Source organism: Gottfriedia sp. NPDC058432 (assembly GCF_042721555.1).
GTDB lineage: Bacteria > Bacillota > Bacilli > Bacillales > Bacillaceae_G > Gottfriedia.
The window spans coordinates 99695-123886 of sequence record NZ_JBHXLC010000001.1 but is presented as its reverse complement, the minus strand read 5'-3'; the positions used below and the strand labels follow the sequence as shown (position 1 = coordinate 123886).

General features: G+C 33.4%; 21 protein-coding genes. 8 read left to right on the top strand and 13 right to left on the bottom strand.

Going from position 1 to position 24192, the window contains the following annotated elements:
- Positions 1-358: 358 nt before the first annotated feature.
- Positions 359-3868, top strand: coding sequence for a S8 family serine peptidase (locus ACFWM3_RS00675; RefSeq protein WP_390309664.1), 3510 nt, complete (start codon positions 359-361; stop codon positions 3866-3868).
- Positions 3869-4044: 176 nt separating this feature from the next.
- On the opposite strand, the gene ACFWM3_RS00670 is transcribed toward ACFWM3_RS00675, so the two are convergent.
- The 7 genes from ACFWM3_RS00670 to ACFWM3_RS00640 form a co-directional block, all read right to left on the bottom strand.
- Positions 4045-4185, bottom strand: coding sequence for a hypothetical protein (locus ACFWM3_RS00670; protein WP_390309662.1), 141 nt, complete (start codon positions 4183-4185; stop codon positions 4045-4047).
- Positions 4186-4283: 98 nt separating this feature from the next.
- The gene (locus ACFWM3_RS00665; RefSeq protein WP_390309661.1) at positions 4284-5039 is read right to left on the bottom strand and encodes a hypothetical protein; all 756 of its coding nucleotides are present in this window, start codon (positions 5037-5039) and stop codon (positions 4284-4286) included.
- A 1-nt stretch (position 5040) separates the two neighbouring features.
- A complete protein-coding gene (locus tag ACFWM3_RS00660) occupies positions 5041-5769 on the bottom strand; it encodes a hypothetical protein (RefSeq protein WP_390309659.1) in 729 nt (242 codons plus the stop codon).
- A gap of 426 nt (positions 5770-6195) precedes the next feature.
- Entirely contained in the window at positions 6196-10485 is a 4290-nt protein-coding gene (locus ACFWM3_RS00655) for a S8 family serine peptidase (protein WP_390309657.1), read from the bottom strand.
- Positions 10486-10783: 298 nt separating this feature from the next.
- Positions 10784-10921 (bottom strand): SRPBCC family protein, encoded by a 138-nt coding sequence (locus ACFWM3_RS00650; RefSeq protein ID WP_390309655.1) that lies wholly within the window; start codon positions 10919-10921, stop codon positions 10784-10786.
- 13 nt (positions 10922-10934) lie between these two features.
- Complete coding sequence (locus ACFWM3_RS00645) at positions 10935-11081, bottom strand: SRPBCC family protein (protein WP_390309653.1); 147 nt, start codon at positions 11079-11081, stop codon at positions 10935-10937.
- A gap of 146 nt (positions 11082-11227) precedes the next feature.
- Positions 11228-11851 (bottom strand): HEAT repeat domain-containing protein, encoded by a 624-nt coding sequence (locus ACFWM3_RS00640; RefSeq protein WP_390309651.1) that lies wholly within the window; start codon positions 11849-11851, stop codon positions 11228-11230.
- Positions 11852-12019: 168 nt separating this feature from the next.
- Here ACFWM3_RS00640 and ACFWM3_RS00635 point away from each other — a divergent pair, with 168 nt between their 5' ends.
- Positions 12020-12226, top strand: coding sequence for a hypothetical protein (locus ACFWM3_RS00635; RefSeq protein ID WP_056473396.1), 207 nt, complete (start codon positions 12020-12022; stop codon positions 12224-12226).
- 149 nt (positions 12227-12375) lie between these two features.
- On the top strand, positions 12376-14049 hold the full coding sequence (locus ACFWM3_RS00630; RefSeq protein WP_390309649.1) for a ribonuclease J: 1674 nt from the start codon (positions 12376-12378) through the stop codon (positions 14047-14049).
- Between the two features lie 39 nt (positions 14050-14088).
- On the opposite strand, the gene ligD (ACFWM3_RS00625) is transcribed toward ACFWM3_RS00630, so the two are convergent.
- Genes ligD (ACFWM3_RS00625) through ku form a run of 3 tightly spaced genes read right to left on the bottom strand, consistent with a single transcriptional unit; the run spans position 14089 to position 17131 of the window.
- Entirely contained in the window at positions 14089-15333 is a 1245-nt protein-coding gene (gene ligD, locus ACFWM3_RS00625) for a DNA ligase D (RefSeq protein ID WP_390309647.1), read from the bottom strand.
- Between the two features lie 12 nt (positions 15334-15345).
- A complete protein-coding gene (gene ligD, locus ACFWM3_RS00620; RefSeq protein WP_390309645.1) occupies positions 15346-16290 on the bottom strand; it encodes a non-homologous end-joining DNA ligase in 945 nt (314 codons plus the stop codon).
- 13 nt (positions 16291-16303) lie between these two features.
- A complete protein-coding gene (gene ku, locus ACFWM3_RS00615; protein WP_390309643.1) occupies positions 16304-17131 on the bottom strand; it encodes a non-homologous end joining protein Ku in 828 nt (275 codons plus the stop codon).
- Positions 17132-17266: 135 nt separating this feature from the next.
- Between ku and ACFWM3_RS00610 the strand changes: the two genes are divergently transcribed.
- A complete protein-coding gene (locus ACFWM3_RS00610) occupies positions 17267-18133 on the top strand; it encodes an MBL fold metallo-hydrolase (protein WP_390309641.1) in 867 nt (288 codons plus the stop codon).
- Between the two features lie 186 nt (positions 18134-18319).
- Here ACFWM3_RS00610 and ACFWM3_RS00605 read toward each other — a convergent pair whose 3' ends face one another.
- Positions 18320-19555: an MFS transporter gene (locus tag ACFWM3_RS00605; RefSeq protein ID WP_390309639.1), complete on the bottom strand. Its 1236-nt coding sequence runs from the start codon at positions 19553-19555 to the stop codon at positions 18320-18322.
- A 155-nt stretch (positions 19556-19710) separates the two neighbouring features.
- On the opposite strand from ACFWM3_RS00605, the gene ACFWM3_RS00600 reads away from it, so the two are divergent.
- From ACFWM3_RS00600 to ACFWM3_RS00590, 3 genes are all read left to right on the top strand, one after another.
- Positions 19711-20181: a DUF2243 domain-containing protein gene (locus ACFWM3_RS00600; RefSeq protein ID WP_056473386.1), complete on the top strand. Its 471-nt coding sequence runs from the start codon at positions 19711-19713 to the stop codon at positions 20179-20181.
- Complete coding sequence (locus tag ACFWM3_RS00595; RefSeq protein ID WP_390309637.1) at positions 20171-20929, top strand: cytochrome c oxidase assembly protein; 759 nt, start codon at positions 20171-20173, stop codon at positions 20927-20929. The genes ACFWM3_RS00600 and ACFWM3_RS00595 overlap by 11 nt, the downstream gene beginning before the upstream one ends.
- Positions 20930-21002: 73 nt before the next feature.
- Positions 21003-21494: a WGxxGxxG family protein gene (locus tag ACFWM3_RS00590; RefSeq protein ID WP_390309635.1), complete on the top strand. Its 492-nt coding sequence runs from the start codon at positions 21003-21005 to the stop codon at positions 21492-21494.
- Positions 21495-21531: 37 nt separating this feature from the next.
- Here ACFWM3_RS00590 and ACFWM3_RS00585 read toward each other — a convergent pair whose 3' ends face one another.
- Positions 21532-21906 carry a MerR family transcriptional regulator gene (locus ACFWM3_RS00585; RefSeq protein WP_390309633.1) on the bottom strand — a complete coding sequence of 125 codons (375 nt, stop codon included), beginning with the start codon at positions 21904-21906 and terminating at the stop codon, positions 21532-21534.
- 131 nt (positions 21907-22037) lie between these two features.
- Here ACFWM3_RS00585 and ACFWM3_RS00580 point away from each other — a divergent pair, with 131 nt between their 5' ends.
- A complete protein-coding gene (locus tag ACFWM3_RS00580; RefSeq protein WP_390309631.1) occupies positions 22038-22811 on the top strand; it encodes an SDR family NAD(P)-dependent oxidoreductase in 774 nt (257 codons plus the stop codon).
- Between the two features lie 56 nt (positions 22812-22867).
- Here the strand turns inward: ACFWM3_RS00580 and ACFWM3_RS00575 are convergent, their stop codons facing one another.
- Positions 22868-24079: an AraC family transcriptional regulator gene (locus tag ACFWM3_RS00575; protein WP_390309630.1), complete on the bottom strand. Its 1212-nt coding sequence runs from the start codon at positions 24077-24079 to the stop codon at positions 22868-22870.
- Positions 24080-24192 lie beyond the last annotated feature (113 nt).

The following is a 24192-nucleotide window of genomic DNA, read 5'->3' as shown; positions in this document are numbered from 1 at the left end:
TAAAAAATAATTGATTTTGACAAAATTTCCCCAAATCAATAGTCCAGCAAATAATGTTTTTTCACCAAATTCTAACAGATTCCCTAAAAATAATTGTCTTGGAATAATTAACCAAGTTCGGAAATTGTCTATTTCTGTATATATAGTCAGAAGATTCACATATTAAAAGTGTGGAATTTCCCCAATTTACTTAAAATTTAGTGGGATATATATTAATAATTGTATTTAATTAGTCACCCAAAATAAGAGTTGGTTTAACATTTCCAAACATTTATCTTTAAAAACCTACTATTCTCTTAAAAGCGTGTTTAAGAAATACGATTATTGACAAATTTTCATATTGAAAAGGAGAGTTTTAATGAAAATCAGTAAAATGAATGCATTTAAAGTAATGACTACCGCAGCTTTATCATCTTTAATTTTTTCATCTTATACTGCACTCGCATCTGCAAAACAATCAACACCACTTTCTAAACCACTTAACTTTCAAGAACCGCATAAACTAGATCAAAAAGGGAAAGAAAACCTATATAAAGATGGTCAAAAAGCAGAAAAGAATTATAAACCAACTGATAAAGTTCGTTTTATCGTTGAAGTTGCACAGCCTTCAACTACTAATCTTACATCTGCTAACAAAAGATCATTATTCAAAGAAAAGCAAGACAAAGTAATGGACGGAATCAAAAAGAATAATAGGGCTAAATCGCATTCTCCAAAGCTAAAACAACGCTTTTATGAAGGATTTAATGGATTTAGTGTTGAGACAGAGTATCAAAACTTGAACGAGATTAAGAAAACTCCTGGTGTAACTAGCGTACATATTGCAAGAACATTCCACGAAACGATGGCAGCAAGCAAAGAATTAGTACAAGCTCAAAAGGTTTGGAGTCAATATGGTTACCAAGGTGAGGGATTACTTGTAGCTATTATTGATTCGGGTATTGATTACACACATAAGGATATGACGATTACGGAAAAGGGTAAACAAAAGGAAAAATTAACTAAAAGTGGAATTCAAAGTAAATTGGATGCTACAGCTGTAGGTGATATTTGGTATACAGATAAAGTTCCTACTGGTTATGACTGGGCTGATCACGATACTGATGTAATCCCTAGAGGTGATGGTAGTCCACATGGTACACATGTTTCAGGAATCGTCGGTGCAAATGGTGATGACTCAACTGGTGGCGTTCAAGGTATAGCTCCAGGTACACAATTATTGGCTGAGAAAGTATTCTCGGATAATGATGCAGCTGCTTACGAGGACGATATTATTGCTGGTATTGAACATGCTGTAACAATGGGCGCAGATGTAATCAATATGAGTTTAGGTGTAGATGCAGGATATGTTAGTGAAGATGACGACCCTATTCAAAAAGCAATTCGAGTTGCAACAGAACATGGTAGCCTCGTAGTAGTAGCGGCGGGTAATTCGGCATACAGTACTGATTATCCATTACCTTTTCCTTCTGCCCAACAACCTTATGCAGAAGATCCTGATATTGGGACAGTCGGTGCACCAGGAGTCAGCCCATATGCTTTATCGGTTGCATCCTATGAAAATACTAAAATGCATTTAAACACGTTAGGTGATGCAAGTGGTTTTAAACTTCCTTTCCAAGATCAAACAATGTTTGCCCCAAGTGTTAATTTTAAGCTTTCTAAAAACTTGACACTTGGTCAGGAATATGAACTAGTATATGTCGGCGAAGGAGCATCTAATGCTGATTTTACTAATAAAAATGTAGAAGGAAAAATTGTAGTAGCAAAATTCAAAAATCAATATACTTACTACTCCTTCTTACAATTTAATGCTGCACGAGCTAAAGCTAAAGCAGTAATTGCAATTCCACCTGATGATTTACCTGATTATCCTTACTTGGGTTGGAGCGAGTACTCCATCCCGGCTGCTACAACTGGTAAAGCAGTAGGGCAAGAGTTAATAAATAAACTAACAAGTGGACAAATTGTAAAAATGAAATTAGCGGGCGATACTTGGGTCGATAATGTTAACAAAAACAAAATGTCTAGTTTTTCATCGTATGGTACGCCATCAACATTAGATTTTAAACCTGAAATTTCTGCTCCTGGTGGAAATATTTATTCAACTGTACCTGGAAATGATTATGAAGTGATGAGTGGAACATCTATGGCAACCCCTCATGTTGCGGGTGGTTCAGCTTTAGTGTTACAGTCACTTTATGAAAAAGGGCTACAACATTCTGAAGATACCGCTTTAAAAGCAAAAATTGCATTAATGAACACATCAAGTATTGTAATGGATCCAAAAACTAATGGAGAGGTTCCTTATTCTCCTCGCTTACAAGGCGCTGGTTTAATGCAAATTCAAAATGCAATCAACACTCCGATTATTGTTACAAGTAGAAACACACCTTTAGAACAAGCTGGCGCTGTAGCATTAAAAGAAATCGGCAAAAATACAAGTTTTAAATTAAACGTAGATGCTTTTGATGCACCTAAAGGTAAAAATAATAGTGCTGATATTGAATACAATGTTTATGTTGACTTGCTTAAGGATAAAACTGAAACGAAGCAATTTGACTTAGATAACGATGGAACGATGGATTCAAAAGATTATCTAACTTTAACTAGTGAACGAATTCAAGGTGCATCGATCACAGTAAATGATAATAAAGTAACAGATAAAACTGGAGCATTACTAAAAATTAAACCTGGCCAATCAAAAATGTTAACTGTGAATGTTTCTTTACCTGATTCAATAAAGAATAATAGTTTCGTAGAAGGATTTGTACGTCTAGTTCCTGTTGACAAGAGTAAAGCAGTTACTATATCAGTTCCATATATGGGCTTTTACGGAAAATGGGATGAACCACGTAATATAGATGCTCCAGCATGGGATAAAGATGCATTTTTAGGCTATACGGCACTATGGGATGAATATTCTGGAAGTGCACCAAAGGGGTATGATGGTAAAACTGGAACTTTCAATTTAAATAAAATTGCCATCTCTCCGAACTATCATTTACAAGGTATATATGCTGGATTTACAGCATTACGAAATTTACAAAAAACTGAAATGTATATTAAAGACCAATCAGGAAAAATCGTTAATTATTTAGGAGACTTTAGTGAATTTACAGGAACACCTTGGAAATTTAGAAAAAATATTATGTCATACGGTGATTATTCTTATGCTGACAGTTACTATTGGAATATGACTGATCAGTTAGGCAATCTTGTACCTGATGGAACTTATCAATATGTAATCAGAACAACTCTAGACTATCCAGGTGCTAGACCACAAGAAGTAAAAATGCCAGTAAAAGTAGATTCTACTCTACCAAAGGTTACAGATATAAAAGTAACACCAACTAATGGTAAATATGAAATTTCATGGAAAGGTACAGATAACGAAAACGGAAGTGGTTATGTTGCTTCATCTGTTTGGGTTGACGGTAATAACTATATGCCAGGCTCAGCACAAACATTAGTAGTAAATACAGAACCGAAAAGTATTGTCGTTATTGGAGCTGACAATGCATTTAATCACTCATACACAGTCTGGGGAGATCAGAGTCGAAAATATATGAGTGATTGGATGGTTCTTTCAAATGCTAGTGTATATCCTACAACTAAAATAAATAAAGATAGACAAGCAGATATCGACTATTTTGCTCAAAATAGAAGTGATTGGACATTCAATGTAAAAGATGCAAATGGTAATGTCGTCGATACGATTGCATTTAAAAATGAAAAAGAAATCCATACAACATGGGTACCAAAGCCTGACCTTCCGAATGGCACGTACTATATCTCTGCTGATGTAGTTACGAAGGATGGATTTAAAATTACTTCTACACCTAAAAAAATAACAGTAGTACAATAATTAAAAAAGCTATCATTCCTGATTTAAGGAATTGATAGCTTTTTTGATTAATATAAACCCACTCGTACTATAGGCTTAACCCTATTTCCGAAAATAAAAACCTCAATCAAACTAAGACTCATATCGGATTGAGGTTTTTTTAGTTTAATATACTACGGTTTTACCACAGTCATATATCATACTTTTGCAGTAATTTTTAGACCCGTTTCATCTTCCATCTCACATGTCACTTTGTATTTTCCAGCAGGCATGTCAGCTGTTGGAGCCCATACTTTATAAGCATTCTCATTATTTTTTTCTGTCCAAGTGTCAACCACATTTCCATTAGGATCTTCAATCGTAAATTTCAGTTTAATTTTTTCACACCGACTCCTAAAATATGACCCGGCTCCTCTTGCTCTTTTTACTTTATTATCTAATTGTTTCTTGGAAAGTTCGCTGAGCTAACAGTCGGTAAAGAATCTGCAAGCTTTATCATATCTTTAAATGCTAAATTACCTGATATAACTACGATATATTCAGAATCGTGGTAGAATATAAATTCTTTTTTGTTTTTCTTGTAAGAATAATATTTTCTCTTACCACTATCACTTGTTAAGGTATTTATACCAGATGATTCGAAAGGAAACTCTTTATATTTAGCAACTGCTACGATATTTTTATGATCTGCAAATGACCAAATCTCTGGATTAGAATCAGTAGATGTGGCAACTACAAATTTTTCAAAAGGTAATTTTAAACCACCTTTATCTTTAAAATACTGTCCATTCTTCACATCTAAAGTAATCAAACTTCGGATTCTCCATAAATTCTTTTCATTTTCATAATCAAATACAGCAAAGTTACAATCCAGTTCTTGAGTATTCAATATGACTATACTTCTATTTCCTAATGTGGCTTCATTTACGATTGAATCCTTTGAAGGACTCGATTTTGAGTTATCTTTAAAATGAAACTCATACTGGTGGATAGCTGCTTTAGAAGGTGAAGAATCTTTCTCAGTAGCTTCTTTTACAGCAACTAATTCTAATTCACGATTCTGTTTAATTTTGCTAACTTCTTGTGAATTGCTTGTTTTTTGTAGATTATTATCTTTTGAATTAAATGGTGTACAGCCTGCTAGGGTAATAAGTAGAATAATAGCTTGAGATAAACAAATCGCTCTTTTCATTTTACTTTGATACGCTTGCGCTTGTTACACCCGGCGGAATAGCTGATTCCCTAGCTACTGCCAGTTTATATTTAGGACCATAAGGTGAAACTGTTACTTTTGATGTTTGACCACAAGAGTTTGTTAAGTAATAATATGTACCTGTCCATGATTCTTTATATGAACCGTAGTCATTCCATCCCATTTTGCCTGGTTTAATTGTAACTTCAGATGATTCAGTTGTTGACCATTTTTGTCCAGCACTTATATCAAAACCGACAGTAGTTTTTACTGGACCCCACTTAAATTCTCCAGAAGCACTGAATCCTGCATTGATGGTTTGTTCTGAACCAATTTGAGAAACTTTTTTCATATTAGAGCTTGTTGTATTTGCATATCTAGTTCCTGATTTTTTATTTTCAAAATTACCAGATATTAATCTTCCATCATACTCATATCCAGCTATACATTGCACTCCATTGGTAGTAATTGTTTTCGTTTTAGGTTTAAGCGGATCATTCGGTAATTTGTAAGTACTTCCCGCAGTTGTTAATTTTACAAGATCCTCTTTAGGGATTTCAATTTTCTTTCCATTAACATAATAATATGCAGCTATTGCAGTACCTTGCTTGGTTGTATCTACAACTGTTTTTTTTGTTGCGGCTGAAGCATTCGAAGTAAACGGAACTGCTAACAGTGAAGCGCATAGTGCAATAGAACCGATTTTTAAGCTTGTCTTCTTAAAATTCATTTTCTCATCTCCTATACTTTTATTTTGTTCTCGATTGAGAACAAACGTTATTCCCAGTCAGAACATTTTCTATTATATTTTTAATTATACATCATATTAACCAAAATTTACCCATACAAGGTTTATCTTTCCACCAATTTTCTTCACACCGTATAAAGTAATATTTAATTTTTTCTTACTATTCTTCTAATTTAAACAAAAAAAAGAGTCGTTATGACTCTTTTCCCTCTACCAGTATATTTTTTCGTTCCAACGCATCCGTTTACACCATTGCCTTGTTTCATTTGACATAAATTCTATATTCGACTGAAACTTACCACTGCCGTTCCATTCAGTAATCCATTCTTAGAACCATTTTTACCAGTGATTTCTGGGTAATTATACCTCTATTTATATAAACTTTTATCTTTCTTTCCGATCACTGATTTATAATCCTAGATCAGTTAAAACACCATCTAAATCTTTTCCTTTATATTTCTTAACTGGTTTACCTGCATTGTCGTTCCATGGATTTTGCATTAAATAGTTATTAATTACGTACTGCATATCTTTCTCATCAACTACGCCATCATAGTTGATATCTGCATCACGTTTATTTGTTCCCCAATACGTTTGAATGTATAGAGCATCTTTCACGTCAATTACATTATCTTTATTAACATCTCCACCAGGGATATAGCTATAATCAACTGGTTTAGATCCAGCTGTAACCTTACCGTCTTCTTTCAAACCAACTGTAAAATCTTTTTTGAATGTGAAATGTCCTGGTACGTCAATTGATAATGTAAACGGTTTATCTGTGATTGGTAATCTAGTTGTAAATCCATTTGGTGCGGTTACACTATTTCCTAAAGGATCAGATACTCCGTATTCTTTTCCATCGGAATCCTTCACACTAATTTTTGTTCCAGCTTTGTTAAAGTCAATCTTTTTCGCAACAACTACTCCTGCAGTGCCAATCCCTGTAACTAATCCTTCCGGCTGAACTGATCCCCTCATTAGTGAATAAGTAGGAGTAACATAGAAATAAGGTTGGATACCTTGAGTAGTTACTGTACTATTATCTACATTTGTATAAACTGCTTTAAAGAATAAACTTGCACCCGTTGGATCGTAGAAATTCATTGGACCTTTATAGTATTTATCTTTTGCCTTAAATGTCACATCTACTAATGATGCATCTCCAGCTATTCCAGTATTCACTAGGTCTCCAGTCGCCGTTGCAGTAATCGTCATTTTAGTCAGCGAGCCATTAAAAGGTTCTGTAGTATATTGAACATTAAGTTTATCTTTGAATCCAGCGTTCGGTTGTACTTTCGTCACATCAAGGAATTGACTTGGATATAGGAAAGAATATACCGCTTGCTTTACATTTGTAGTTACATTTTTTGAAGAGAATTTAACCGTCGTTGAATCGCCCATGTTGATTCTTTGTTTATCAGAAATTGCCGTAGTATAAGCAGTTCCTTTTTTCACGAAATAGACATCTTTTACACTTCCATAATTTTCAACAGTTGATTTATTTCTGTCATAAAAATCATAATGTGTAATTGGCAATGATACTGGTCCAGCTGTAGCCAATGGAATTGAGCTATTAAAGTTACCATTTTGGTCTACTGGGATGTTAATTTCAGCAGAATTATTCGGATTATAATAATACATTTTATTCTCGCCTTGTGAAGCAGTAATACCTGCTGCTTGCATTTCAGCTATGTCTTTATCAAATGCAGTACCTGATACTGAAACAGTTTTATCAGTTGCATTAGCTGTTTCAACGATTTGTCCAGCTTCATAGTTCATCGTAACCTTTGGCTCTTTCTCACCATAATAAACTGGTGCATCACTAGAGAAGGTTTCTCCATTATCATTTGTACCTACTAATCTAATTTTCCATAATCCTGGGTCAACTTCCTTATAATCGAATGCAATTGGGTTTTCTGCATTTCCAGTTAATGGATAATATTGACCATTATTCAAAACACCTTGGAAATAATATTCAATATTTTCATCTGCACCCATTCCATCTGCAGAACCAAGGTAACCAATCTCTTCGTTTGTTTTTGGATCTACTAGGAAGAAATCAAAATTACGCATATGAGAGTTTAGCTTAAAGTTTACTCCAATCGACCATCTTGTTGCATTACTTCCCGCTTCATATGGTAATGTAAATGCTGATGGATTACCAGTTACATATGCAATACCTTCTTTTACTGTATGAATAGCAAATGGAATTTTATATGTTTCATCAGGATTCTTTTGATTTGTATATACTACATAGCCTTCATATGTTCCAAGTTTAGCAGTTTTAGGAACGTTAATTGTAGCATCCATATTTGCACTGCTGTATCGTTTCACTTTAACAGATGATTTCACATCTAATGTAACGCCGTTAGCAGCAGCATCTTGGTCTGCTCTAGAGTCATTTGTAAATCGACCATCCAATGTCTGGAATTGAACTTTTACATCAAAAGTTTTATCTTCAGAGCTTTTATTAAATAAAGTCATTGAACGTGAATCTGTCAGATTTTTGCCATCAATAGATTGTTCACCAAAGCTTAATGCTCCAGTAATATTTTTAATTGTTTTAATACCTTTACTTGCAAGCGTAATTGTACTATCAGAATTATTAGCGTCACCACTAAATGTTTTAGTTTTGTCTTTTACTTGAATTTCCATTTGTGAATGAACAGCTTTGTACGGATTAACAAGTCCAGCACCTACTTCATACACACTATATTTATCATTTAGTGGATCTGCTGTATTCATAAGTGATGCTTTAATATCTGCTGGTGTCATGTCTGGATGAGCTTGTTTTAATAATGCTGCAACTCCAGAAACGTTTGGTGTAGCCATTGATGTACCAGATAAGCGCTCATAAGCATTTTGATAATCCGTTAATGCATTCCCATTATCGTCCTTATGCATATAGGCAGGAACAGTTGAGAATACAGAAACCCCTGGTGCTGTTACTTCTGGTTTAATATCATATAATACGCGAGATGGGCCTCTAGAGCTAAAATCTGCTAATTTATTACCCATCGTGACAGTTTGGCTCATATTACCAAATGTAAAGTCAATAGATTTCCCTTGATTTACTCCAGCTAGAGGTAATTGAGTGTAAATAGCATTACCTTGTTTGTTGCTTAATAAGAATGTTGGAATATAACCATATGTGTTTCCTAAAAATACATCTTGTAACGTATCTCCAGGTGTATTCAGTAAAACGACAGCTTTTGCTCCGTGAGATTTAGCTGTACGGACGATATCTGCGATTGCAAGGTTACCACGTTGTGCAAGTACGATTTTTCCTTTTACATCTATCGGTTCATATACATCGTTTGAAATTCGTTTTGAATAAGCAGTTTCTGCACCAGATCCTACATTCACCATTGGTAATGTTTGTCCTTGGAAATCAGCTATATTATCAGCATTACCTTGTGCGGCTAACTTCAGATCAGCTGGTGAATCTCCTGTTGATAAATGTGCTGTTGCTGTATATTGTGGTATCGTAACAGATGTATCACTTGCTCCAACTGTAATTGCTAAAGGTGCATTTCCTGGAGAACCTAAAGTATACATTTTATTTCCAGAGTTACCTGCTGCTACTACTGCTGTTACACCTGTTAGCACGGCATTATTTACTGCAATTGCCGTAGGGAATAATGGGTCATTGTAGTTTGCTCCAAGTGACATACTAATGATATCCATTCCGTCTGAAACTGCTTTGTCAATTCCGGCTAAAATTGCTGAAGTTTGACCAGATCCATATGCGCCTAGAACACGATAAGAGTATATATCAGCATCAGGTGCTACACCTGTTACCGCATAGTCTGCGTTGTTTTTACCTTGTCCAGCAATAATTCCAGCTACATGCGTTCCATGCTCAGTATAGTAGGCTTCACCAGCATTTGTTTCAGGTTGTCCCGATTTCTTCCAATCCGCATATGTTGTCTCCATCGGATCATTGTCATTATCAACGAAATCGTAACCACCTTTATAAGCATCTTTTAAATCCGGGTGATTGTAATCAATTCCAGTATCAATAATACCAATTTTTACACCTTTTCCTGTATAACCTTCTTCATGAAGTTTTTCAACACCAGGAAACGTTACCATATTATGCGTTGGACCTTGTTGCCCAGTGGCTTGTTCTTTAACAGTTGGATCATCTAATTGAACTTGTAAATCACTCCATACTGCTTGAACAGCATCCGATTTAAGTAAAGATTTTACCTTATTAGCAGGGAGTGTCATTGAAACCCCATTAAATGCTTTTTTGTATGAACGTTTAATTTTGTATGGATTTTTCTTCTCTTTTAGCTCTTTACTAAAAATCGTTTTTAAATCGTTATCAAACGTTTCGTGTGAAGCATCTACTTTTGCTTGTGCATCTGATTCAGAAAGAGTTGTGCCTTCCGTCTCAGCCACCATTACCGCTGTTTGTGCAGGCTTGTCCTTAAATTCAACAATAATTGAAGTTGGTGCATCACTTGTTAAATCTAAATCAGGTGATACTTGAAGACCTTCTTTGTCACTAACTTTTAATTGTTTAATCGCCTCACGTTGAGCTGGTGTAAGTGCCGATAAAACTTGTTCAACTTTTGACGTTGATTGTGCATGAACATTGTGTTGAATAGAAATTGGATTAAATACGCTAGTTACAAGACCCGTTGTTACTGCTAGGGTCGTAACATTTTTTTTGATTCTCTTTTTCATTTTCCCCCATCTTCCTCTCTCTCTTTTGATAGTTTTATTATATTGAGATTTGACAGAATTTTAGATTTCATAAATTTCATCAAATGCAAATTTTTTTATAATTCGAATATTTTCATCAAAAAAAGATAGAAAAACAAAAATAAAATCAGTAATCCTGTCGATTTTTATAGCGAATGAATTTTTGTCCTATTACAACATCCTAATAATCTAGTAAATAAAAACAGATCAGCCTTAAACTGATCCGTTTGCTTTTCCTATTTTATCTTTACGCTTAAAAATAGTTTTTAGAGGATTGGTCTTACAGATCCCCTAACAATTTTTTAAGCTCGTCGCCCATTCTCACCCAACCAAATTTCGCACCATTGAACGGTTGAACTTCTTTTTCAAATCCTGTTTGTTCAAGATGTAAATAGGTTGTACAATCTTCATGCTTCAATGTCCATGTAACTTTAGTGTTTATTCCAACCCCCGACCCATGTGTAAGAAAGCTTATTTGGTTCGTCTACTTCAAGTACTTCACAATCAAGAATTAAATTGTACTGCTCCAATCGAAAGTTAAATTTATGTCCAACGACAGGTTTGATATCATTAGGCATTACCCATTTCGAAAGAGTTTTGCGCATCCGCAAGTGTATGCCATACTTTTAGTCCTCCTATAATACTTTGTTTAAAAGTAATATTCTTTCAATCCAGAACTTTTATCAACAAAATACACATTTTGTTCGGTTCAAATTCATTATCCTTAACTAATTTTTTTAATGACCTTTTCGATTCGTTTTCTTTTTGTTTCTTTTTCAATTTCATCCAACCTAGAAGTTAATGTTTCAATAAATAAACTTTTATTTTCTTCATTAATAATAGACATCGATCTTTCTGCATACATCGGGAGTTGGTTTGTTGGACTTTTAACTAATTGATTAATAAGAAAATTAAATGACTCTTTGGCATATGTCTTAATGGAACATAATTTTAAAAGGATATTTACAACTTGATCTTTTGTAATAACTGAACCATTGTCACCTGCAACAATGATTTTTTGGATATTTGAAAATATCCTTTCAGGAACGTCACTTGTAATACTGTTTAAAGCAGTCATAGCTCCCCATTGAAGTCTATTATTTTTACTTTCTAAAAGCGAAAAAAATTCATTAGTATAATCGGATATTAAAGATGGTCTGCGTTCACCAATTTCATATAAAACTTTTATGCAATCATTCTGGATGTTTTTATTTTTGTTGGTAAGATTTTCGATCAGTTCTTTTACGGCGCTTTCATCATTTTGATCCGCAACTTGAATCGCTAATTCGATGTTGGCCTCTTCATCTCTACGGTTTAAAGAACTTGCTAATTTCTCTATTACTGACATTCATAATTCCACCTTTTTAGTTGAAATATCACTTTGATTATTATGCTTTCACAGTATGTACATTAGCAAAAGCAAGTACACTCCACTTTTTGTTCTAATTAAGACTTATTCGAACCTAAATACATAATTTTTCTTGAAGAAACCATCCTATTGTCAGGAGGTGTTTATATGTCAGAGCCATTACAACCAGGGAATAAAAAACTACCTGATTTTAATGAATTAAATGATCGGATTATTGCAGAGCATGGGACAACAGGACCTACATTAGTAATTAAAACAAACTTGGATCCTAAAGATTCTACTGAAGATAATCCTTATTATCGTAACGAAACACATACACCTAAAAAACCATTTAAAAATTATTTCGAAGAGTAATTCAAAATGAGCCCGGCCCGGCCGGCTCATTTTTTTTATAAAAACCGTTGATTGAATGATTTTAACGCTTAAGTACATACTAAGAAAAATATGGAAATTTCTAAAGGGAAAATGTTTATACTTTTCAATGTACTAGGAGGTATAGGTTTTTGAGTCCAACAAAAAGTATGCTATCAGTCTTTGCCTTGGGTGGAATTAATGAAATTGGAAAAAATATGTATGCCATTCAATTTTTAAAAGAAATTATTCTAATAGACTGTGGTTCTAAGTTTCCAGATGAAAGTTTATTAGGAGTTGATTTAATCATTCCAGATATTACTTATCTAAAGGAAAATCAAGAAAAGATTAAAGGCTTATTTGTTACGCACGGTCATGAAGACCATATTGGTGGAATCCCATATCTTTTGAAGCAATTGAACATTCCAGTCTATGCATCGAGATTAACGCTTGGATTAATAGAGCTTAAATTAAAAGAGCATGGTCTATTAGGAGAAACTGAACTAATTTTAATCGATTCTGATTCAGTTATTAAATTTGAACATTTTTCGATTTCATTTTTTAAAACAAATCATAGTATTCCTGATTGCTTAGGCATTGTATTTGAAACGCCGGAAGGCACTGTTGTGCATACTGGAGATTTTAAATTTGATTTAACTCCTGTTAACAATCAATACCCAGATATTCATAAAATGGCCGAAATAGGTAGTAAAGGGGTTTTATTACTTCTATCTGAGAGTACAAATGCTGAACGGCCAGGTTCAACACCATCGGAACGGATTGTTGGAGAGCATATAGTAGATGCTTTTATGAAAGCAAAACAGAGAGTCATTATTTCAACATTTGCTTCTAATGTACATCGCGTGCAACAAATAGTTGATGCATCTATTATTACAAATCGGAAGATCGCTCTACTAGGTAGAAGCATGGTGAATGTTGTTCAAGTTGCGATGGAGCAAGGATATTTATCAATCCCTGAAGGTATGTTAATTGATAAAGATGAAATTAATAGTTTCGCACCAGAAGCTATTACAATTTTATGCACAGGTAGTCAAGGTGAACCGCTTGCAGCACTTGCCCGTCTAGCTAGTTCTAGCTTTAGAGGCGTTGACATTTATCCTGGTGATACTGTGATTTTAGCTGCTTCACCAATTCCTGGTAATGAGCGTGACGTTTCTAAAATTATCGATAATTTTTACAATCTCGGAGCAAATGTTATATATGGTTCAGGAAGTTCGACCGGAATGCATGTTTCTGGTCATGCTTATCAAGAGGAACTTAAGCTCATGCTTACATTAATGAAGCCAAAATATTTTATTCCGATTCATGGTGAGTACAGAATGCTTCACCATCATCGTTCTCTTGCTGAATCTGTTGGTGTCAAACGAAATAATATTTTTATTATTAAAAATGGTGATGTTGTCGATATTCTACAATCAGAAGCAATTCAAAGCCGAAGAATTCCAGCAGGAAATATTTATGTTGATGGAATGGGCATAGGAGATGTCGGTAACATTGTCCTTAGAGACCGAAAACAGCTTGCTGAAGATGGAATGCTTGTAATCGTCATCACCATTAATAAAATGGAAAGAAAGATTATCTCAGGTCCTGATACCATTTCAAGAGGATTTGTCTATGCACGTGACTCTGAAAGTTTATTGAAGGAAGTAAATCAAATCGTCACATCATCCATAAACGAATTACTTGATGAAAACAAGCTCCAATGGGGAGTTATGAAGCAAAATATTAAAAAATCTCTTGGACAATTTTTATTTACGAAAACGAAGAGAAAACCGATGATTTTACCAATAATCATTGAGATATAAAACTTAAAAAACTCCCTTTTAATTATAATTAGGGAGTTTTTACTTTGATTCATTTTCTATAATTTTAGAAATTAAATCGACCAAAGAACCGTTTTCTTGATCAAAATAGTCGTTCATCGGACAAGAACTATTTTCTAACCGATTTAGAACAAACGGGATTGTAAAAGTTTCGATTTTTAATTCATGATTTACCTCATCCCAAAATAGTGGCGTAGCAACAGTTGGTTTTTCCTTTCCCCTTGTAGAGTAAGGACTAATAATGGTTTTTCCTTTTGCATGCTGTATATAATCAATATAAAGACGATTCCCGCGATTTTTTTTAAATCTTTCAATCGTAAAATCATCTGGATATTTTTCAATTAAATAATGTGCAATAAAAGATGTAAATACTCTTGTTTCATCATAGGTAAGCGAATTTTCTTTAATCGGGATATGAATTTGAATTCCTTTACTACCAGACACCTTTGGATAACTTTTTATTTGAAAAGAATCAAAAATTAATTTCATTTCCAATGCAGCTTTTATTGCTAAAGAAAACGCCTCTGAATTAGGTGGATCCAAATCGAATACAATTTCAATCGGGTTTTCAGCCTCGTATGTTTGAAAAGGGATATGGTATTCAATAGCTAATTGATTTCCTAACCATAGTAATGTTGATACATCATTACAAATAATAAAATTATTTCCCTCATGTTCTTTGGTTTTAATAAAACTCGGAGCATAATCTGGTCGGTTCTTTTGAAAAAAAGATTCACCGTCTATTCCATTCGGAAAACGAATCGTTGTTAATAAACGATTTTTTAGAAATGGAAGCATATAAGTGGATATTTGAGCTAAATACGAAACAAAACTCTCTTTATTTATATAGGGATCTTTCCAAATTACTTTTTCTGGACTAGTAAGTGTTAATTCTTCCTCTAAATTAAGATTCCCCAATAGTAAACCATCCCAAGTACATTCATTCCACGCATGCTGTAATTGAAAAGATATAAATTTTGCATTTGTTAATTGGTTATTTTCTATACTTTGAAACTCAAGTTCAATACAGATCCCAGGCTCAACAAATTTTATATTACCTTTTTTGCTTTTTTTATTTGCTCCGATCGCTTTAATCAAAATAACCTTCTCTTCCTCGCTAAGTCCATTGGAGAATGACCCCATTTGCAAAATATCATTTTCTTTTTTTAGACCCACTAAAAAGGTTTCGTCTTTTAAATTGAAACCTAAAATAAAGAAAAAACCTGTATAAATTTTATTACGTTTTTGAAAAAAGTAATTGTTCATATGTTACTTCCCCTAATCAGTAAGAGTACATTCTTTAGGATCTTTTTCGATAAAAGCTTGGATACTTGGTTGTCTTAATGAATGACCTTCAGTCCATTCGATGAATTGAACTTTCACAGTTAACAATGGTTGAATCCATTGAATTTCTTTTATTCTTTTCGGTTGGCTACTAAATGGATTTTTTTCTATTTTAATCGTATTAATGACTGTAGTAAGGTCTTTCCATTCTGATTTCGTTAATTTCCCTGTTCCAACATGCCCTATAAACACGAGTTGATTCTCTTCGTCATAAAGTCCTACTAAAATAGAATTAACAATTCCAGAGCGATACGTTACCCCACCGATTACAGCAATAATGTCTTTATAATTTTTTACTTTTTGCCACGCATTGTGCTTTCCATTGATCGAGTATTTACTATTTAAATTTTTACATACAATCCCTTCTAAATTATGTTGTTTCGCAACCTCAAATAATCCAACCCCGTCCGTATTATTTGGAACTAATTGTATATGATTGCTAGGTTGAACCGCTTCTAATAATAAATTTTGTCTCTCTTGTAGAGGTAATTGAGTAACCCATTCTCCATTGTAAAAGAGAATATCGAAAATCATATAGAAAATAGGTACAGCTTCTGTAGCTGAATCAACCCGATCCATGCGCCTAATTCCATCCCTTCGCATTACCTCATGAAACGATGGATTACCATTTTGATCGAGAGCAATGACCTCCCCGTCTAAAATGATTGATTGGGCATTCGTATAGGATTTTATATTTGTTAGCTCTGGAAAAATAGTTGTACGATCATTTAATTTGCGGTTAAATAATTTAACTTCTTTTCCATCAAAATAGGTAAGGATTCTAACACCATCCCATTTAATTTGCGAAATCCACTCGGAACCAATTGGTACAGTATCTGAAGAAATAGGCTCAAAAGGAAAAATTGGATCTAGCTCCATTACTACCTCCTATTTAACTCGTTGCTTTTTTAGGTGCTTTAGTTTTAGGCTTTTTCGGAGGGGTTGCTTGTCCTTTTGTTCGATCGATACTCGCTTGTAATGCAGACATTAAATCAACAACATTTTTTTGTTCTGCCGGTTTCTCCTGTCCTGTAGCTATATAATCATTTTTATTAACTTTTTCCGAAATTAATTGTTCTAAAGCTGTACGATATGTATCAGTATAGTTTTCTGGATTAAACGTTGTCGTTAATTGTTCAACTAGCATCATACCAGCCTGTAATTCCCGCTCCGCCAATCCAGGCACACCACCAGGAAGATTTTCAATTGCTCTAATCTCATCTGGAAAATGTAATGTTTCAAGAATAATCGCGTTTTTATATGGCCGAATAGCAGCTAAATGCTGTTTGCTACGAATCGTAATTTTTGCAAGACCGATTTTCTTACTTTTCTTCAATATTTCCGAAAGTAAAGCATATGCCTTTGTCCCACCAGAATCGGGACCAATATAATATGTTCGATCAAAATAAACTGGATCAATTTCTGAAAGTTTGACAAAATCAATAATTGATACAGTTTTCAGTTCAAATTCTTCTTTTAATTTATTCATTTCCTCCTCAGTTATTTCCACAACTCTACCATTTGGTGTTTCAAATACTTTAATAATTTCTTCGGGAGTAACTTCATCATCACAACTTGCAACCTTTTTATAGTTGATGGGCGTTTTACAATCCTTATGATATTGACGAAACTTTATATCCTTATCTTCAACTGCTGAAAACAACTTTACTGGGATTGTGACTAATCCCATACTGATTGTCCCTTTCCAAACTGTATGCATATACTCACTACCTTTTTTATTTTTATGATTAGCTTTTGTTAAATGAATGGGTTTAATTCAATTTGCTTTTTTCTCCATCAGAATAAAAAACTCTTATAAAAGAAGACTAAAAAAGTTAATCAACATAAGTCTTAAATGGAGGGTCGTATGAATAACTCAAATGATTTACAAAAAATAAATAAGGAATTTCATTATATACCTATTACATCAATATCGAGTGGCAATGGGATGGAATTAGCGAATGATTTATTTTATGAAACAAATCAAATTGTGAATTTTTACTTATACGGAAATCCTAATTTATCAAGTGAGTGGGTATTAATTGATGCCGGTATGCCAAAATCATTTGATAATATTTTGGATATAGCTGAAAAAAGATTCGGTGAAAAACACAAATTAAAAGCAATCATACTTACTCATGGACATTTTGATCATATCGGGGGAATCTTTGATTTAGTAAAAGAATTTAATATTCCTGTTTATGCGCATGAAAAAGAGTTACCATATTTAACAGGAGAAAAGAATTATCCAGAACCAGATGGTACAGTTGAAGGTGGATTAATTGCAAAGTTATCGCCATTGTTACCAAACGAAGGAATTAATTTAGGAAAATATATCCATGTTCTTCCTGCAGATGGTTCTGTACCAGAAATGCCACATTGGAAATGGATTCACACACCGGGTCATTCACCTGGACATATTTCACTTTTTAGAGATGATGATCAATTACTGATTGCTGGAGACGCCTTTGTTAATGTTAAACAAGACTCTATTTACAGAGTTCTAACTCAAAAAAGAGAAATAAGTGGCCCTCCTAGATATTTGACGACAGATTGGGAGGCAGCATTGAATTCTGTAAAAAAACTGCAGGCTTTACACCCTAAAAAAGCAATCACAGGTCACGGCTTTCCATTGCTAGAAGACAATTTAAATGAACAATTAGACTACTTAGTTAAAAACTTCAACACAATCGCCAAACCTGATTATGGACGATATGTTTAAAAAATGACTCTCCTTAATTGGCTAAATTTATAGGTAAAAAATTAAAACTCCCTACTTTTGTAAGGAGTTTTCTATATTTAATTTTAAACTCCTTCAATGTTCATTCGGCATATTAGGAAATTTTGGAACTGAAAAAACTTTTGGAGGTTCGATTATGTTTAAATCCCCGCCATTCCTAGACTTGTTTTAATTAGATTTAGCCGTTTCTGCATCTTGGTTAGGCTTAATATATTTGATGGACAAAATAAGTCCAAGAACTCCTAAAATGATGGAACAATACAACATATAATTATCTGGTTTACTCATTAAATAGGCAAAAGCAGGAGGTCCTGCGGCTACCCCCACAAAGCGTAAAGAACTATAAAGAGAAGTAATAGTCCCTCTTTGTTCCTTCTCAATCCCCTCTGTGATTAATGCATCTAAGCTTGGTAATGACATTCCGATTCCAATCCCGCTGATCAATAAACTCGTGATAATCATATAGATATCTTTGTTGATAATCGGTATTACAAAAGAAAGGCTTATGAGAATAAATCCGATGACAATGCATTTTTTCATGGCGCCTTTTTGATTTCCAATTTTTTTACCTGTTTTATAAGAAGTGTAGGATAATGCAGCAAGTGGGATTGCCAGCACACAACCTTTCCATATTCCAATTATGTGATAACGCTTTTCTAATATTTTTGATAAATAAAAAAGCATACCAAATAAAATAAACATGATAATGGCACCTAAAATAAAGATCGTATAAAGCCATTTTCCATTATTTCGAAATATTTTTCGAATTGATCTAATAAACAGTTTAAACTTTTTCTTTCTTTTATCTTTTCTTTTTGCTCTCATAGGTTGTTTTGGAGGTTTTACAAAAATTAAAATTAAAATAATTGATAGTAAGCAAAGGAACGGTATTGATAAAAATGGTAAATACCAAACAACCGCTGCTAATGCAGAACCGAGTATTGGGCTAAGTACTTTTCCAAAAGTATTCGATGTCTCAACTAAGCCTAATCCTTTACTAACTTCATTTTCATCCTTAAACATATCTCCCACACACGGAATAACAACAGGCATTGCCCCAGCAGAACCGATACCTTGAATGATTCTCCCGACAATTAACCACGCGTATGGATTTTCTAATTTCCAACAAACAAAGCCAGCTAAGGCCCCCCCAACTCCCGCAATAATTAAACTAGGAATGATTACTTTTTTTCTTCCAAATAAGTCAGATAGATAACCTGCTATAGGGATAAGAATGATCGCAAAAACTGAATACACAGTTATAATCATTGAAACTTTAAGGCCAGATATATTTAATTGTTGTTCTAATTTTGGAAGTACGGGGATCAACATTGAATTACCTAAAGTCATTACTAGAGGTACTGTAGATAGCGCCCATAAACTCCGCGTTTGTTTTTTATCCATATTACCTCCGCGTTTTGTGTAACTAAAAACAATCACCAGTCTTTATAATTCCCAAGTATCTCTTTTGATTGAATTGTAATTTTTACTAATTACGATTTATAGGTAAAAATCGGGGCAAAATGAAAGATATACCATTTTCGAAAGGAAGAGTATTTATGACTACCCAAGAGAATTCAGCTAGTTATTTTCATTTGAATTTATGGTCAGGAATTTTGTTTGGACTTGGATTGGTTGCATTTTTTGACGAAGCAGTTTTTCATCAACTACTTCATTGGCATCATTTTTACGATAAGTCTACAACAAGTATAGGGCTTATCTCTGATGGTCTATTTCATGCCTTTAGTTGGTTTTCGACAATAGGCTCATTATTTATGCTTGCGAATTTAAGGAGAAAAAAATCACTCTATATTAAAAGATGGGTAGGTGGAGTTTTACTCGGAGCAGGTTTGTTTCAACTTTATGATGGAACCGTACAGCATAAGTGGATGAAGCTACATCAAATTAGATATAACGTCGATATTATGCCCTATGATTTAACTTGGAATATCACTGCTTCTATTATGACATTAATAGGTTGCATTCTAATTCTTAAAACTCGAAATAAAGGTGGTCAATTTGAGAGATAACTTCAATTCGTTTGATCCACTCATTATTTTATTAATCTTACTTTTTATTGTTGGATATTTAGTTGCTGCGATGAAACATAAAAAAAAGCCATGGCCAAAGTTTCGCTCTATATTTTGGGTAACTGGTTTTGTTTGTATATTAATTTCCGTCATTGGACCAATTGCCAAACTAAGTCACCATCTATTTGTTTTCCATATGATTATGCATTTGTTACTTGGTATGCTCGCTCCATTTTTTATCGCTTTATCTAGACCGATTACATTATTATTAACATCATTAAAAACGCAACATGCAAGGAGTGTGTCACGTCTTTTAAGAAGTGCTCCAGTTCAGTTATTAACTCACCCTATTAGTACATTACTTTTAAATATCGGAGGACTTTGGTTACTATATACATCCACTGTATTTAATTTAATGCATAAGAGTACCTTATTGTTAAATTTTGTACATATCCATTTGTTTCTCTCGGGATATCTATTTACCATCTCAATCATTGCTATTGAACCAATTTCTCATAAATTCAGTTTTTTGTTTCGCTCATCGATTATGATCCTTGCAATAGCAGGTCATGATATTTTATCGAAATTGCTTTTTTCAAATCCATTAGACAGTTTCGGTTTTAATGATGTTCAATTTGGTGCAGTCTTAATGTATTATGGAGGGGATTTTGTTGATTTGTTAATCATTACTGTACTTTGTTATTTCTGGTACAATTCATCAAATTCTAAAAAAAGAGCCTTTATTTAATGGACTTTTTTGCCACATATAATCCCTTTAGAAGATGCACAAAATATTAATGCATAAAGAAGGAGGGTTAAAGATGAATAAAATTTGTCTTACATTATGCACTGTTTCATTATCATTTATAATTTCAACTAATGTTCATGCTGCGTCACCTGGGCCTGATGCTACACAATTAGAACCAAGCTATGATCATAACGGTAAACAGATCAAAAGAAGTTTTAACAATAATTTTAATGATCCAAACCATGTTGTAAATAATACAAAAAATACAGTTAAAGAAGGGTATTATGATACTAAAAATACGGTTAAAGAAGGGTATTATAATACAAAAAATAATATAAAAAATACATCAAATGACATGTTAAATAACAATTATAACGGAGTAAATAACCCAGTAAATAATGATGGAAATTATTATCGACGAAATGTAAATGTAACGCCTACTCCTGTTACTAACACTTTAAATACTACTGACAATACCAATAATAATCATTTCAATTATGGATGGCTTGGGCTTCTTGGATTATTAGGATTTGCGGGTCTTCGAAAAAAAGAAAGAGTTGAATAAAAATAATAACCTTATTGGGGTTTTCTCCAATAAGGTTTTATTTATGGACTATGTTTTTATTATGAATTACCTCTTTATAAAAATTGATTTTTTGCTCTAATATTTTATTCGTCTCCTCTAATGTTTTAAGCTGATGTTCAATAGACTGTTTATGCTCAACTAATAATCCTAATCTTGCCAAAGATGTATGCTCACCTTCTGTATATAAATGTGCATACTCTTTAATCTTATTAACTGGCATTTGCGTTTCTTTTAGCTTTAGAACAAATCTTAACCACTGAATGTGTGATTCAGAATACAATCTTTCACCATTTGCATTTCGATCTGGAAGAATGATCTGTTCTTTTTCATAATAACGTAATGTATGTGTGCTTATTCCTAACATTTGAGCGACTTCACCAATTGAATACATAAATACCTCCAGTTTGAGTCATAAATAAAAACAGTTTGACTTAGAGTTTACTCTAACCAGTATAATGAATCCGTAACTGATACACAATTAATTTAATTTTAGTATAAACCAAATCATTGGGAGGAATTTAGATGAAAAAATATACTGTCATTACAGGTGCTAGTTCAGGAATAGGGTATGAATCAGCTCTTGCGTTTGCCGCACGTGGAAAAGATTTAATCATCGTTGCTCGTAGAACGGAAGAACTTGAAAAATTAAAATCAGAAATCGCTAAATTGAATTCAGATCTTGATGTAGTCATAAAAACGGCTGATTTATCTGTTGTTAAAAATGCTTTTGATTTATATGAAGGACTTAAAGAATATGATATTGAAACTTGGATTAATAATGCAGGGTTTGGTAATTTCGCTTCAGTTGGTGAACAAAATTTAGCAAAGATCGAAACTATGCTTAATTTGAATATTGAAGCTTTAACGATTTTAACTTCACTATACGTACGCGATTATTCAACTGTCGAAGGTACACAAGTTATCAATGTTTCATCTGGTGGAGGATATACAATTATCGGAAATGCCGTCACATATTGTGCGACTAAATTCTATGTGAGTGCCTTTACAGAAGGGCTAGCTCATGAATTAAAAGAAAAAGGGGCAAAAATGCAAGCAAAAGTATTAGCACCTGCTGCAACTGAAACAGAATTTGCAAAAGTATCATATGATTTAGAAGAAAACATTAAATTTGAAGGCGTTCTACCAAAATATCATACTGCAAAAGAAATGGCCGGTTTTATGTTGGAGCTTTATGATAGTGAAAAGGTGGTAGGAAAAGTCGATGGAATTACTTATGAATTCCAATTATTAGATCCACTTTACCCTTATGCAACAAGATTAGAAAGGCAGGATTAAGGGTAAGAAGAGTCTTTTACAACCTCCTCTATAACCTTAAACTCTGCATCCTAATTTTAATTTTCTAAAACTAAATTTAAATGTGGATATTTAGTAGCCCTATATTCAGAAGGGCTACTTTTTATGTATTTTTTAAATATACGACTAAAGTAATTCGAATCTTGAAAACCAATTCGTGTAGCAATTTCTTGCATGGTTAAATCAGTCATTTCTAAATAAAACATTGATTTTTCAATCCTTATTCTATTTAAAAAATCAATCACACTTGTGCCAATTTCTTTTTTGAATAGGTGACTGAAATGATATTTACTTACGTTACAAAATTGAGCTATTTCTTCCAGTGTTATGCTAGTTTGATGATTTTCTCGAATATACTTAGTTGCTTTACGAATAACAGGACTCATCTGATTATTAAATGAATTGGCTATTTGAACCGTTAGCCAGTAAGCATATTCACAAACCTTTTTAACAAATTTATCATAGCGAATAATATGATATAGTTCCTGAATCATTTGAGCGTTTTTTGACATGATGAGTGTTGCATTCACGCCTGACTCTACTACAACCCTAGAGATTAACATAATTAAATCGACTACTTCAGTCTTAAATACGTCTTCATTTAATCGGCATGCATTTGCTACTTTTTCAAGGAAGCTTTTTAATTGATTGACTACACCTTCTTCATCACCAATACGTACAAGTGCTAATAATTCAATACGATCCTCAGTTGATCGTGCTCTTAGTGTATTTTCTTCCACTGGTTTAATCCCACTATAAAATATCAGTTTGTTCCCTTGAAAAAAACGACCTGACATTGACTTTCTAGCCTCTTCAAAAGAGTGGTATAACAAATAAGGATCACTATATTTTTTACCTATTCCAATTGAAACTGTAATCTGAACCCTATCCAATGAATTTTGAATTTCTTCTGCCATTCTATAAATCTTTTTATTGAACTTGATTTCACTATCTTGATCATCTAGCTCAATTAGAAGTGCAAGCACACCTTCTTCTACCCAGTTCCATAAATAAGAAACTCCGATCGTCTGATCAATTTGATTAATTAGTTCATGGCCAATTTCTTTTTTCCACTGCTTTGGGTTTTCTATTGCTAAATCGGGATAGCGATCGATGGAAATCACCATTACAACATTTGGATAAGTATTAATGCCACATCTTTTTTGAACTTCATCAAAAGTTCCTATATGGACGAGCGTACCAGAGAGTAACAAATTTGAAAAAGCTGATTGAGTAGCATTTCGATTCATCTTTAGATCTCCTTTTTAGCCTTTGATTTTTCTTAGTTGGACATTTTGTAGTAAGTATCGAAAATGATTGAGCCATAAAAAAAGAAGCTGTCGTACTCTTAGAGTATAACTGC